This window comes from Serratia sp. SM04, from assembly GCF_040280225.1.
Classification (GTDB): Bacteria; Pseudomonadota; Gammaproteobacteria; order Enterobacterales; family Enterobacteriaceae; genus Serratia; species Serratia sarumanii.
In genome coordinates this window covers 1,215,605-1,227,889 of record NZ_JBEOQT010000021.1, presented here as the reverse complement: position 1 = coordinate 1,227,889, position 12,285 = coordinate 1,215,605, and the positions used below count along the sequence as shown (strand labels likewise).

Below are 12,285 nucleotides of genomic sequence, written 5' to 3'. Positions count from 1 at the left end.
CTTTTGCTGTTATGGCTGCGACGCTTTTGGCGTCAATCGGTTATACGCATCCGGGGCCCACTGAGCCCGGCTTTATTGTGACCGCCCCTGGCGGTACGGTCGGCCTTGCCGACCCAAGGAGACAGACATGAAAATAACCCGAAAACTGCTGCCTTTGCTGGCAGCGGTGCAGTTGGCTATGGCCGGCGCAGGCACGGCCCAGGCGGCTTATCTCTCCGTCGGCTACTTCAACGGCGGCGGCGACGTCACCGCCGGCCCCGGTGGCGACATCGACAAGCTGGACGTCACGCAAATCACCCACCTCAACTATTCGTTCGGACTGATCTACAACGGCGAGAAAGACGAAACCAATGCGGTGTTGAAAGACCCCGCTCGTCGCCACCAGATCTACCTGTCGCCGAAGGTGATGGCCGATCTGCAACGGCTACCGACGCTGCGCAAGCAGAACCCCGAGCTGAAAGTGCTGCTGTCGGTCGGCGGCTGGGGCGCACGGGGTTTCTCCGCCGCCGCCGCGACTGCGGAAAACCGGGCGATATTCATCCGTTCCGCGCTGCAGGTGATCGCCCAGTATCAGCTGGATGGCATCGATCTGGACTGGGAATATCCGGTGAACGGCGCCTGGGGGCTGGTGGAAAGCCAACCGGCGGATCGCGACAACTTCACCCTGCTGCTGAAAGAGCTTCATCAGGCGCTGGGTAAAGGCAAGCTGTTAACCATCGCCGTCGGGGCCAACGTCAAAAGCCCGCAGGAATGGGTCGATGTGAAAAGCATTGCTCCATACCTCGACTACATCAATCTGATGACCTACGACATGGCTTACGGCACACAGTATTTCAATGCCAACCTGTACGATTCAAAGCGTTGGCCAACCGTGGCGGCCGCCGATCGCTATAGCGCCGATTTCGTGGTCAAGAATTATCTGGCTGCCGGCCTGAAACCGGCGCAGATGAACCTGGGTATCGGTTTCTACGGCCGGGTTCCGAAACGGGCGACCGAGGCGGGTATCGACTGGGACAAGCCGGACGCCGCCAAACATCCGGTGACGCAACCTTACTTCAGCGCGCGAGAAACCGCCCTGTTCAGCGCGCTGGGGCTGGATCTCAGCAAAGACACTTACTTTAAATACCACGATATCGTCAGTAAATTGCTCAACGATCCGCAGCATCGTTTTCGCGAGCACTGGGATGACGACGCCAAAGTGCCTTACCTGACGCTGCAATCCGCCGAAGGCAAGCCGCTGTTCGCAATCTCCTACGAGAATCCGCGTTCGGTGGCCATCAAGGCCGAATACATCAAAAGTCAGGGATTGGGAGGGGCGATGTTCTGGGAGTACGGCGCGGACGATAACAACCAGCTGGCGCAGCAGCTGGCGGAATCGCTGGGGATTAAGGGCGAAAAACGGTGAATCGACGGGGCGATGGCGACATCGCCCCGCTTTCATTAGGGAAGCCTTACTGCGGTTTGAGTTTGGCCAACGGCTCGGCAACGAACTGCTGTTTCAGCTCTTGCTTGCTCTTCATCACGATCTGCCCGTCGGTGCCGATGCTCATGTGCTGCGGATCGACGTTGTTCATCGACTGCCACAGCATCACCGCCTGCAGGCTGTTTTCTTTTTGCTCCGGCGTCAGCGCCACGCCGTCCGGCCATTTGCCCAGCTCAACCGCCTGTACCAGGCGCTGGTATATCTCGGGCGTCATCGCCGCAATCAGATCTTTCACGTCCATCAGAGCCCTTCTCGCTTACGGATGAATAATTAGCTGAATCGATTTTGTTGGTTAAATTACCACTTAACCAGCCGTTTGGTCGCCATTTTCGCCATCGGTAAAGCTCAGTGAAGCGGAATTGACGCAGTAGCGATCGCCGGTCGGCTGCGGGCCATCGGGGAAAACGTGCCCCAGGTGCGCGTTGCAATGGCCGCAGCGGATTTCAACACGATGCATATTATGTGAATTATCATCAAGATAACGGATAGCATCGGCGGAAACCGGCTCATAAAAGCTCGGCCAGCCGCAGCCGGAATCGTATTTGGTCTCGGAATAGAACAGCGGCTGGTTACAGCACAGGCAATGGTACACGCCCTCGCGCTTGTTGTGCAGCAATTTGCCGCTGAACGGCGCTTCGGTGCCGCGCTGTTGCGTCACATAACGTTGGATTTCATTCAGTTCCGTGACCGGGTGACCGGGGGTTGTCTCTTTAGCCATTTGTGCTTATCTCTGAATGTGGATAATGTCAACGAAAACAATGATTAATAATAACAAAAAATTAACACCGCTGCAGGGGTTTTTGGCCTAAACTGTAGCCCATAAAGGCCACGTCACGATGATATGTGATAGCGATCACACATCTTGCGTATGCTGACTTTATACTTGGCGGCTTGTCCCCATATAACGGATGAGGCCGAGCGCAAATGGACTGTGCAATAAGCGTGCAAAACCACCCTTCCGGTTTGACTTGCCGCAAGAATTGACACGATTCCGCTTGACGCTGGGTAAGGTTTTTGTAATTTTACAACCAACCTTTTATTCACTAACAAATAGCTGGTGGAATATATGACTATCAAAGTAGGTATCAACGGTTTTGGCCGTATCGGTCGCATTGTTTTCCGTGCTGCTCAAGAGCGTTCTGACATCGAGATCGTTGCAATCAACGACCTGTTGGACGCAGAGTACATGGCTTACATGCTGAAGTATGACTCTACTCACGGCCGTTTCAACGGTACGGTAGAAGTTAAAGACGGCCACCTGGTTGTTAACGGCAAAACCATCCGTGTTACCGCAGAGAAAGACCCGGCTAACCTGAAGTGGAACGAAGTGGGTGTTGACGTGGTTGCTGAAGCGACCGGTATCTTCCTGACCGACGAAACCGCACGTAAGCACATCACCGCCGGCGCCAAAAAAGTGGTTCTGACTGGCCCATCCAAAGATGCGACCCCGATGTTCGTGCGCGGCGCCAACTTTGATAAATATGCCGGCCAGGACATCGTGTCCAACGCCTCTTGCACCACCAACTGCCTGGCGCCACTGGCTAAAGTCATCAACGACAACTTCGGTATCGTTGAAGGCCTGATGACCACCGTTCACGCGACCACCGCAACTCAGAAAACCGTTGATGGCCCGTCCCACAAAGACTGGCGCGGCGGCCGCGGCGCATCCCAGAACATCATCCCTTCTTCTACCGGCGCAGCGAAAGCGGTTGGCGTTGTTCTGCCAGAGCTGAAAGGCAAACTGACCGGTATGGCGTTCCGCGTACCGACGCCAAACGTATCCGTTGTTGACCTGACCGTGCGTCTGGAAAAAGCGGCTACCTACGAAGAAATCAAGAAAGCCATCAAAGACGCCGCTGAAGGTTCTATGAAAGGCGTTCTGGGCTATGTTGAAGACGACGTGGTTTCCACCGATTTCAACGGCGAAGTGCTGACTTCCGTGTTCGATGCCAAAGCCGGTATCGCACTGAACGACAACTTCGTGAAACTGGTTTCCTGGTACGACAACGAAACCGGTTATTCCAACAAGGTTCTGGATCTGATCGCTCACATCTCCAAGTAATGGCATGATGTTAAGCTGATAATGAGGGCGACATTTTTGTCGCCCTTTTTTATTTGTCTCTCCGGCAAACAATAGGTCATGAAATGAACGAGAAAATTTTCACCCTGCCCGTTTCCGAACAGATTTCGCCATACATCAGCCAGCGGCAACTCGATGAGCTGGGCGTGGTTGTGGTGTCGCATCCGAAAGTGCGCGCGGCCGTCGCGCTGCAGGGCGCCCATTTGCTGGCCTGGCAGCCCAGCGGTGAGCAGCCGGTGATTTGGCTCAGCAACAATACCCCCTTCGCCAAAGGCAAGGCCATCCGCGGCGGCGTGCCGATCTGCTGGCCGTGGTTCGGCCCGGTGGCGCAACCCTCCCACGGTTTTGCCCGCAACCAGCCCTGGAGCCTGACGGCGCACGATGAAGATGACAACGGCGTCATCCTGACCTTTACGCTGAAGGACAATGAGCAGACCCGCAAATTGTGGCCGCACGCTTTCACGCTGATTGCCCGCTTCAAGCTGGGGGCGGAGTGCGAAATCGAACTGGAATCGCACGGCGATTATCAGGCCACGGCGGCGCTGCACAGTTACTTCCAGGTCGGCGACATCGATCGGGTCAGCGTGGCGGGTCTGGGCGAGCCTTATATCGACAAGGTGGCGGGCGGCGCAGAGGCGCTTCAGGAAGGCGAAGTAACCTTCGTCGGCCAAACCGACCGCGTCTATACCCGCCCGGAGGCCTTCAGCCAGATCCGCGATCCGGCGCTCGCGCGCACCATAGAGGTTCACCACCATCATATGAGCGACGTCATCGCCTGGAACCCCGGCGTGGAGCTCTCCTGCAGCATGGGGGATATGCCGAACGACGGTTACAAGACCATGGTCTGCATCGAGACCGGGCGCGTCAGCAAACCGCTGGTCGCCGCCGGCGAGCAGCCCGCCCGTTTGGGCGTGACCTTCCGCAGCCGTAAGAAGGCCTGAGGCGCCGCGCGCGACAGCGCACTGCAGATGTGCAAAAGGGGCGCCAGCGCCCCTTTTTGATGCACGCCATGCACGATAATCGTGCAATGCGTGATTAGAAGGTGTAGCTCACACCCGTCATCAACAAACCGGTGTAGGATTTATCCACCATCGGGCTGTCTTTCACTTCATCCGACAACTTCACATAGCGGCCGAGGAAGAAGGCGTTCCAGCTTTTATTGATCTGGTAATTGGCGCTCAGCTCAAGGTACGGCGCCCAGCTATCGCCTGGGGTGTAGCTGTCCAGGCCGCTGCGGCGCGATTCATTGGCGCTGACGCCGTAGTAATATTTGTTCTGGTTTTTGCTGTTCCACATCACGCCTACGCCCGGGACCAGCGTCAGCGCGTCCAGATCAAACTTGTACAGATAAGCCACATCGCCCACCAGCCCGTTGCTGTAGTTCAACGTGTCGCCGGTGAAGGTGGTGCGGAGGGTGCCCCACTCCGCGTGGTGCGAATAAGCCAGGCCGGCCATCAGCGTGCCGCGGCGTTTGTCGAGACGCTTCATGCGATCGTCATCGCTGTCGCCAGGGCGGTAGCCCCATGGCGTGTAGTAACCCATGATGCTCAGCTGGTTTTCTTGATCTTTCCACAGGTAGTAACCGGCGGTCAGAGTACGGAAGTAGAAGTCGTCACCTTCATAGTCGATGACGGGCACCGGATATACGCGATCCTGATAACCGCGATACGCGTCCGGGCTAACCAGCGCGCCGGCGCCGAGTGACCAGGTTCCCGCCTGAGCACTTTGCGCACAAACCATTGCGGAAGCGATAATTGCTAGCGTTTTGAGTTTTGAAATCTTCACTGGTTCTTTTTCCATAAATTACAGGGTTAATAGCCGCAATAGTTTATGTGAAAATTTAGTTGCGCGCCTAATCTTTACAATAGAAAACGACCAAGATCGAATAACTTATAGCGGAATTATGAATTAATCATGGCGGAACGATGACGTTTCATCCTGCAGGCCGCGCCAGACAAGGCATTTGGCTTCCACTGTAATAACTGAGTCATTGATATGACTTAAAAAAAGCTTTTTCTGCGGCAGGAAATTTTCCGGCAAGCAAACTAAGCTTAAATCAGAAGGTGAATTTATCCTGAGCCCAGTGGCAAACAGCGCAACTCGCGATAATAAGCGCACCAAGTTGGCATACGGGTTGCTGTACTCAGGCGTATTCTCATCTTCCGGGGGCCAGAACACTATCACACGCTCTCTTTAACCTGTGCTAATAACGAAAGGACGGGCATCATGAACATATTTGACCACTATCGCCAGCGCTACGAAGCTGCCAAGGACGAAGAGTTCACACTGCAGGAATTTCTTACCATTTGCCGGCAAGATCGCAGTGCCTATGCCAACGCGGCCGAACGTCTGCTGATGGCTATCGGTGAACCTGTGATGGTCGACACTGCGCTAGAATCACGCCTGTCGCGCCTGTTCTCCAACCGCGTGATCGCACGCTATCCGGCCTTTGAAGAATTCTACGGCATGGAAGAGGCCATCGAACAGATCGTCTCTTACCTGAAACACGCCGCGCAGGGCCTGGAAGAGAAGAAACAGATCCTTTACCTGCTGGGCCCGGTGGGCGGCGGTAAATCCTCGCTGGCGGAGCGTCTTAAGGCGTTGATGCAGCGCGTGCCCATCTACACCCTCAGCGCCAACGGCGAACGCAGCCCGGTCAACGATCATCCGCTGTGCCTGTTCAACCCGCAGGAAGATGCCTCGATCCTGGAGAAAGAGTTCAACATCCCAAGTCGCTATCTCGGCACCATCATGTCGCCGTGGGCGGCGAAGCGCCTGCATGAGTTCGGCGGCGACATCACCAAGTTTAAAGTCGTCAAAGTGCGCCCTTCCATCCTGGAGCAGATCGCCATTGCCAAAACCGAACCGGGCGATGAGAACAACCAGGACATCTCGGCGCTGGTCGGTAAAGTGGACATCCGTAAGCTGGAGAACCATGCGCAGAACGATCCGGACGCCTACGGCTACTCCGGCGCCCTGTGCCGCGCCAACCAGGGGATAATGGAGTTCGTCGAGATGTTCAAAGCGCCGATCAAGGTGCTGCACCCGCTGCTGACGGCGACCCAGGAAGGCAACTACAACGGCACCGAGGGCATCTCCGCCCTGCCGTTCAACGGCATCATTCTGGCGCACTCCAACGAATCCGAGTGGGTGACCTTCCGTAACAACAAGAACAACGAAGCGTTCCTCGATCGCGTGTACATCGTCAAGGTGCCTTACTGCCTGCGCGTGTCGGAAGAGATCAAGATTTACGACAAGCTGCTGGATCACAGCGAGCTGACCCACGCGCCCTGCGCGCCGGGCACCCTTGAGACGCTGGCGCGCTTTAGCGTGCTGTCGCGGCTGAAAGAGCCGGAGAACTCGAGCATTTACTCGAAAATGCGCGTGTATGACGGCGAAAGCCTCAAGGATACCGATCCGAAAGCCAAGTCCTATCAGGAGTACCGCGACTACGCCGGGGTTGACGAAGGCATGAACGGCCTCTCCACCCGTTTCGCCTTTAAAATCCTCTCGCGAGTATTCAACTTCGATCACGCCGAGGTGGCGGCCAACCCGGTACACCTGTTCTATGTATTGGAACAGCAGATCGAACGCGAACAGTTCCCGCAGGATTTGGCAGAGAAATACCTGGAGCACCTGAAAGGTTATCTGATCCCGAAATACGCCGAATTTATCGGCAAAGAGATCCAGACCGCCTATCTGGAATCCTACTCGGAATACGGGCAGAACATTTTTGACCGTTACGTGACCTACGCGGACTTCTGGATCCAGGATCAGGAGTATCGCGATCCCGACACCGGTCAGCTGTTCGACCGCGAGTCGTTGAACGCCGAACTGGAGAAAATCGAGAAGCCGGCCGGCATCAGCAACCCGAAAGATTTCCGTAACGAAATCGTGAACTTCGTGCTGCGCGCCCGCGCCAACAACAACGGCCGTAATCCGAACTGGACCAGCTACGAGAAGCTGCGCACCGTGATCGAGAAGAAAATGTTCTCCAATACCGAAGAGCTGTTGCCGGTCATTTCGTTTAACGCCAAAACATCGACGGACGAGCAGAAGAAACACGACGACTTCGTCGACCGCATGATGGAGAAAGGCTATACCCGCAAGCAGGTGCGCCTGCTGTGTGAATGGTATCTGCGGGTCAGAAAATCCTCATAACGCCTCAGGTAAGCGGCATTATCAGGGCCATGTCCACAGTCATGGACGTTGCAGCGCAGCCCAGGGAGGGGCTGGCATATTGCGCTGTCGCGGCCGGGACATGAAGAGTTGGCAACGTCGTTTGGGGGAAGTATGGCCTATTTCATTGACCGGCGGCTGAACGGCAAAAACAAGAGCATGGTGAACCGCCAGCGCTTCTTGCGCCGTTACAAGTCGCAAATCAAACAGTCGATTGCCGAAGCCATCAACAAGCGTTCGGTCACCGACGTAGACAGCGGGGAGTCGGTCTCCATCCCCACTGACGATATCAACGAACCGATGTTTCATCAGGGGCGCGGCGGCACTCGCCATCGCGTTCACCCGGGCAATGACCACTTCGTGCAGAACGATCGCGTTGAGCGGCCTCAGGGCGGCGCAGGCGGTGGCGGCGGCCAGGGCAACGCCAGCCAGGACGGTGAAGGCCAGGATGAATTCGTCTTCCAGATCTCCAAAGACGAGTACCTCGATCTGCTGTTCGAGGATCTCGCCCTGCCCAACCTGAAAAAGAATCAGTACAAGCAGCTGACCGAGTTCAAAACCCATCGCGCCGGCTATACCGCCAACGGCGTGCCGGCCAACATCAGCGTCGTGCGTTCGCTGCAGAACTCGTTGGCGCGACGTACCGCCATGACCGCCGGTAAAAGACGCGCGTTGCACGAGCTGGAAGACGCGCTGACCCAGCTGGAAAACACCGAACCGGTGCAATTGCTGGAAGAGGAGCGGCTGCGCAAGGAAATTGCCGAACTGCGCAAGAAAATCGAAAGCGTACCGTTTATCGATACCTTCGACCTGCGCTACAAAAACTATGAGCGCCGGCCGGAGCCTTCCAGCCAGGCGGTGATGTTCTGCCTGATGGACGTGTCCGGTTCGATGGATCAGGCGACCAAAGACATGGCCAAGCGCTTTTACATTCTGCTTTATCTGTTCCTGAGCCGAACCTACAAGAACGTCGAGGTGGTCTATATTCGCCATCACACCCAGGCGAAAGAGGTGGACGAACAGGAGTTCTTCTATTCGCAGGAAACCGGCGGCACCATCGTCTCCAGCGCGCTGAAGTTGATGAACGACGTGGTCGAAGAGCGTTATGACCCGGCGCAATGGAATATCTACGCCGCGCAAGCGTCGGACGGCGACAACTGGGCCGACGACTCACCGCTGTGCCATGAGCTGTTGGCGAAAAAGATCCTGCCGATGGTGCGTTATTACAGCTACATAGAAATCACTCGCCGCGCTCACCAAACGCTGTGGCGCGAATATGAGGATCTGCAGGCAAGATTCGATAACTTCGCCATGCAGCATATCCGAGAACCGGACGATATCTATCCGGTATTCCGCGAACTGTTTCGCAAACAGACCGTGTGAATAACGTCGCGTGAATGTCACCACAGCCGGAAAACGCCGTTTTCCGGCTGTTTCTTTTTCGCATTATATATTTACATCACCTATGTTTGATTTTTAGGCAATGGCAATATCAATAATAAGTCAGATTCCCCAGAACGGCCGTCTCTATTATTTGTTCTTCTGAGGTTATTCCTAAACATTCGCCTCTGTGCCCACACGGCTTGATAGGAATATTCCCATTCAGTTATCGTTACCCCGTCGCTTAAGTCTCTTCCTAAGCGAAATTTGCCTCATTTTATTTTTCTATGGCTTCTCAGCCCGCTGCGGCGGGCATTTACCTGTCAGCAGGTTAGACATCATGATCGATTACACCCTCTATGGCCTCAACAAGCACGATGTTGATGAATACCATAAGCAAATATGCTGCCTGCTTGGCAAAAACGTGCTGCTGGTGCTGACCGCCAACAAGCCGATAACCAAACAGAACCTGCTCGCCAGCCTTATCCAGGAGATAGAAAAACAGCCCGATGATTATTTTCAGCGGTTGCATCGTGCAGCCATAGAAATGATCGGCGTTAACGGACGCTAAGGCGATATACGTAAGGCAGGTATCTACGCCATTATTGCCGCCGCCGTCGTGTCGATGATGCTGTTGATTATTAATATCGATAGCGATATCAGCGAAGGGATAGCCTGCCGCAGAATGTCATCTTTTAGTCCGAAAACCCTTTCTGCCCTTGCTGTATTTCGCGCCGGCCACCTCATCAATCAAACCCGCCACCTCATCGGCATGGAAACCAGCGAGGTCAGCGCATTTCCACCGTATGAATCGCCGAATATCCCCTGCGCGACGCCGTCCCAGAATCAGCGTACCAGCACGATAATGGGTTGCGTGCTCATTGCCGACTCCTTCATCTCATAGACTGCGCCGTAGACAGATGAATGGCTCCCCTTAAGGGAGGCGCGTGGCTGCCTTCGGCGCCACGCAGTCCCCATTTTTTATAGTCAGCTTCACGGCGTTCAACAATGGCGACGACGAGTTAGCGTTCCCGGTTTTCCGGCGTCGCCACGGCCTTATCGAAGCGGCTTACGCCGCAAGGGGGGAGAAAAAAACGATTAAAACTAGGATTTTTACCCATGTCGATCTAAAATTTCGCGCAAAAACAAAGAGAAGTAAATTTAGCCCAACGGAAAAAGGAATGAAGTTGTGAAGGAAATGATCTCCATTGTTTTTATGGCATGCCTGCTGGCGCTGCTGTTTTCGTGGCTGTTCGTCTACGGTCTTAACATTCATTAAACCCGCAACGTCCACAATCCCCCTCCCTGGCCGGCTGGCGGCGCATCGTGACTGATGCGCTAGAACCGGCGCCTGAAGGGTTCACGTACCGCCAAACCCACGCCAGCTCACCTTAGCCGTCCGTCCGCCAATACATCATTAATTTTTATGATTCATAACCCCCATCGCGTTCCCCCCTTCACCGGCTCTTTTACTACTTAGGGGAGTCACCTCCAGAAAGAGGGTTTGCCTGACGCGAAATGTTACCGGTAACTATGCTGTTGATTTCTTTTGGTAATAAACGTAAGACCGTTAATAACCCTACGTTCTTTATAGAAATAAATTATGCATTCTTATGGATAAAGGTTTGAATAAACGGCCTTTGGTCATTGATTATCACCCGCCAAGCTCCTAGAATTCGCGCGTAAAAATACAACTGGGATCGGGTTTCATGTCGTCGCTGTGGGTTGCAACGCAATACTGTTATTTTATCGGCCTGTTAGTTTCTATGATTTTCACCTACCTGGTTAGCCGGGACACCGTCAAAATTCGCTGTATCAGCGCGCTGACCATCGGGTTAACCTGGCCGTTAAGCCTGCCGGTGGTGTTGCTGTTTTCGCTGTTCTGACGCCCCCAATACCTCGCGTGGGTTTTTAAACAGGCATGCTAATGAAAAGAGGCCGACCACCGGCGCAGTGGATTTTTGGCGCGGGATAAAAAAACGCCAGCGCAAGGCTGGCATGAAAATTGGAAGCAATGTGAGCAATGTCGTGCCGGATCGGGGGGCACAGAAGGAGACAACCCTTTTCCCCTCACCGGCGATTCAAATGATAATACGTCTCATTATTGAATGTAAAGTCATTTCCCTGCGTAACTCTTCCCCCCTGGAAAAATATCAGCCGCGCGGCGCACGCCAGCGTTGATACAGCCGCCCTGCGCCCCACACCAGCAGCCAGAGAAAAATATTCAACCCCAACCATAACATCAGCAAGTAGAAGAACGTCTGATAACCGGGTATGCCCCGATCGGCTGAAAACGGGTTAAAGTGGAAAAATTTAACGATCGCAAACGGGTTAAGATTGAAACGGTCAAACACGGCCGCCGTCAACAACGGCGGCAACAACGTATAAAACGCCAGGCTGAACAGCAGCAGGATTTTTGTGCCCGAGGTGTTTTTATAATCTTTCATATCAATGTATTACGTCTTCCATTGTGGTGTGAACACCGCCAGGCGTTCACACGCCAATCGACCCCGCAAGCGCAAAAGAGTTCCAGGCAAACGCGGAAATAAAGCCGATCCGGCGTTTAATTGTCATTTAGCGCTCGGGTGATATATACCCTGTGGATTTTAAATTACGATGTCGCCGCGCCGCCTTCAACCGCAGCGTTCGCATGGCATCATCAGGAGGCATTAATGAAACCGGACGCACTCTCTCTGCCGCCGAACCCGAAAAAGCTCAAGGTCATCTACGGCTGGTATATTTACGTGATCTATAGCCTGCTGGTTTTCAACATTTACATGGCGGTCTACAACGTCTGCGTTCGGCATCCGATCGAGGCCCCGCTGCTGTCGCTGTTTCACAGCCTGTTCCTCGCGCTGATGCTGCAGCAGGTGCTCAAGAAGAACGTCGTTTTCGCCTGGGTCTTGCTCAGCTATTTTATTCTGATGCGCCTGTATTACGCCAATGTGCTGCATGTTGAGTTCACGCTGGTGAGCCGTGGCCTGGTGCTGCTGATTCTGACGCTGCTGCTTACCGGCGCCGTGGCCGTCGGGCAACTGGCCACGCCGCCGCAGCGGCATGACTGGCTGGCGAGGCTGGGCTGGCGGCAATGGGGAGCGCTCACGGCGCTGGCGGCCATCCTGACGCCGCTGATTACCACCGACTATCTGGGATAAACAGGGGG

Annotated in this window: 15 protein-coding genes; 10 read left to right on the top strand and 5 right to left on the bottom strand. The window is 54.7% G+C overall.

Annotated elements, in window-relative coordinates; translation table 11 throughout:
• Positions 1 to 127 precede the first annotated feature (127 nt).
• Positions 128 to 1,405, top strand: a complete 1,278-nt coding sequence (locus ABTW55_RS20340) for a glycoside hydrolase family 18 protein (RefSeq protein WP_060421350.1) — start codon at positions 128 to 130, stop codon at positions 1,403 to 1,405.
• Positions 1,406 to 1,451: 46 nt separating this feature from the next.
• Here the strand turns inward: ABTW55_RS20340 and ABTW55_RS20335 are convergent, their stop codons facing one another.
• Entirely contained in the window at positions 1,452 to 1,724 is a 273-nt protein-coding gene (locus ABTW55_RS20335) for a YeaC family protein (RefSeq protein WP_033634809.1), read from the bottom strand.
• Between the two features lie 63 nt (positions 1,725 to 1,787).
• The gene (gene msrB / locus ABTW55_RS20330) at positions 1,788 to 2,201 is read right to left on the bottom strand and encodes a peptide-methionine (R)-S-oxide reductase MsrB (protein ID WP_060421351.1); all 414 of its coding nucleotides are present in this window, start codon (positions 2,199 to 2,201) and stop codon (positions 1,788 to 1,790) included.
• A 348-nt stretch (positions 2,202 to 2,549) separates the two neighbouring features.
• On the opposite strand from msrB, the gene gapA reads away from it, so the two are divergent.
• Both gapA and ABTW55_RS20320 read left to right on the top strand, forming a co-directional pair.
• Positions 2,550 to 3,545 carry a glyceraldehyde-3-phosphate dehydrogenase gene (gapA, locus tag ABTW55_RS20325; protein ID WP_004932222.1) on the top strand — a complete coding sequence of 332 codons (996 nt, stop codon included), beginning with the start codon at positions 2,550 to 2,552 and terminating at the stop codon, positions 3,543 to 3,545.
• A gap of 83 nt (positions 3,546 to 3,628) precedes the next feature.
• On the top strand, positions 3,629 to 4,504 hold the full coding sequence (locus tag ABTW55_RS20320) for a D-hexose-6-phosphate mutarotase (RefSeq protein ID WP_033634810.1): 876 nt from the start codon (positions 3,629 to 3,631) through the stop codon (positions 4,502 to 4,504).
• A gap of 94 nt (positions 4,505 to 4,598) precedes the next feature.
• On the opposite strand, the gene ABTW55_RS20315 is transcribed toward ABTW55_RS20320, so the two are convergent.
• Positions 4,599 to 5,363 carry a MipA/OmpV family protein gene (locus tag ABTW55_RS20315; protein WP_033647613.1) on the bottom strand — a complete coding sequence of 255 codons (765 nt, stop codon included), beginning with the start codon at positions 5,361 to 5,363 and terminating at the stop codon, positions 4,599 to 4,601.
• 108 nt (positions 5,364 to 5,471) lie between these two features.
• The gene (locus ABTW55_RS20310) at positions 5,472 to 5,747 is read right to left on the bottom strand and encodes a hypothetical protein (protein WP_154067234.1); all 276 of its coding nucleotides are present in this window, start codon (positions 5,745 to 5,747) and stop codon (positions 5,472 to 5,474) included.
• Between the two features lie 42 nt (positions 5,748 to 5,789).
• Between ABTW55_RS20310 and yeaG the strand changes: the two genes are divergently transcribed.
• The 6 genes from yeaG to ABTW55_RS20280 all read left to right on the top strand — a co-directional run bounded on the left by yeaG (position 5,790) and on the right by ABTW55_RS20280 (position 11,008).
• The gene (gene yeaG / locus ABTW55_RS20305; RefSeq protein ID WP_004932230.1) at positions 5,790 to 7,724 is read left to right on the top strand and encodes a protein kinase YeaG; all 1,935 of its coding nucleotides are present in this window, start codon (positions 5,790 to 5,792) and stop codon (positions 7,722 to 7,724) included.
• Between the two features lie 132 nt (positions 7,725 to 7,856).
• The gene (locus ABTW55_RS20300) at positions 7,857 to 9,125 is read left to right on the top strand and encodes a YeaH/YhbH family protein (protein WP_033634813.1); all 1,269 of its coding nucleotides are present in this window, start codon (positions 7,857 to 7,859) and stop codon (positions 9,123 to 9,125) included.
• Positions 9,126 to 9,462: 337 nt separating this feature from the next.
• Positions 9,463 to 9,693, top strand: coding sequence for a hypothetical protein (locus tag ABTW55_RS20295; protein ID WP_004932237.1), 231 nt, complete (start codon positions 9,463 to 9,465; stop codon positions 9,691 to 9,693).
• Positions 9,694 to 9,747: 54 nt separating this feature from the next.
• Entirely contained in the window at positions 9,748 to 10,026 is a 279-nt protein-coding gene (locus ABTW55_RS20290) for a hypothetical protein (protein ID WP_146224370.1), read from the top strand.
• Positions 10,027 to 10,069: 43 nt separating this feature from the next.
• Positions 10,070 to 10,315, top strand: a complete 246-nt coding sequence (locus tag ABTW55_RS20285) for a hypothetical protein (protein WP_060421355.1) — start codon at positions 10,070 to 10,072, stop codon at positions 10,313 to 10,315.
• A gap of 516 nt (positions 10,316 to 10,831) precedes the next feature.
• Positions 10,832 to 11,008 carry a GhoT/OrtT family toxin gene (locus tag ABTW55_RS20280; protein WP_033634815.1) on the top strand — a complete coding sequence of 59 codons (177 nt, stop codon included), beginning with the start codon at positions 10,832 to 10,834 and terminating at the stop codon, positions 11,006 to 11,008.
• Between the two features lie 267 nt (positions 11,009 to 11,275).
• On the opposite strand, the gene ABTW55_RS20275 is transcribed toward ABTW55_RS20280, so the two are convergent.
• A complete protein-coding gene (locus tag ABTW55_RS20275; RefSeq protein WP_033647615.1) occupies positions 11,276 to 11,569 on the bottom strand; it encodes a hypothetical protein in 294 nt (97 codons plus the stop codon).
• 225 nt (positions 11,570 to 11,794) lie between these two features.
• Here ABTW55_RS20275 and ABTW55_RS20270 point away from each other — a divergent pair, with 225 nt between their 5' ends.
• Positions 11,795 to 12,277, top strand: a complete 483-nt coding sequence (locus tag ABTW55_RS20270; RefSeq protein WP_033654383.1) for a hypothetical protein — start codon at positions 11,795 to 11,797, stop codon at positions 12,275 to 12,277.
• The last annotated feature ends 8 nt before the right edge of the window (positions 12,278 to 12,285 follow it).

Excerpts from the sequence above, each read along its gene's own strand:
- ABTW55_RS20315 (WP_033647613.1), bottom strand. The coding sequence starts at position 5,363 with ATGGAAAAAGAACCAGTGAAGATTTCAAAACTCAAAACGCTAGCAATT.
- ABTW55_RS20270 (WP_033654383.1), top strand. The coding sequence starts at position 11,795 with ATGAAACCGGACGCACTCTCTCTGCCGCCGAACCCGAAAAAGCTCAAG.
- ABTW55_RS20300 (WP_033634813.1), top strand. The coding sequence starts at position 7,857 with ATGGCCTATTTCATTGACCGGCGGCTGAACGGCAAAAACAAGAGCATG.
- gapA (WP_004932222.1), top strand. The coding sequence starts at position 2,550 with ATGACTATCAAAGTAGGTATCAACGGTTTTGGCCGTATCGGTCGCATT.
- ABTW55_RS20295 (WP_004932237.1), top strand. The coding sequence starts at position 9,463 with ATGATCGATTACACCCTCTATGGCCTCAACAAGCACGATGTTGATGAA.
- msrB (WP_060421351.1), bottom strand. The coding sequence starts at position 2,201 with ATGGCTAAAGAGACAACCCCCGGTCACCCGGTCACGGAACTGAATGAA.
- ABTW55_RS20335 (WP_033634809.1), bottom strand. The coding sequence starts at position 1,724 with ATGGACGTGAAAGATCTGATTGCGGCGATGACGCCCGAGATATACCAG.
- ABTW55_RS20290 (WP_146224370.1), top strand. The coding sequence starts at position 9,748 with ATGATGCTGTTGATTATTAATATCGATAGCGATATCAGCGAAGGGATA.
- yeaG (WP_004932230.1), top strand. The coding sequence starts at position 5,790 with ATGAACATATTTGACCACTATCGCCAGCGCTACGAAGCTGCCAAGGAC.
- ABTW55_RS20280 (WP_033634815.1), top strand. The coding sequence starts at position 10,832 with ATGTCGTCGCTGTGGGTTGCAACGCAATACTGTTATTTTATCGGCCTG.
- ABTW55_RS20275 (WP_033647615.1), bottom strand. The coding sequence starts at position 11,569 with ATGAAAGATTATAAAAACACCTCGGGCACAAAAATCCTGCTGCTGTTC.
- ABTW55_RS20340 (WP_060421350.1), top strand. The coding sequence starts at position 128 with ATGAAAATAACCCGAAAACTGCTGCCTTTGCTGGCAGCGGTGCAGTTG.
- ABTW55_RS20320 (WP_033634810.1), top strand. The coding sequence starts at position 3,629 with ATGAACGAGAAAATTTTCACCCTGCCCGTTTCCGAACAGATTTCGCCA.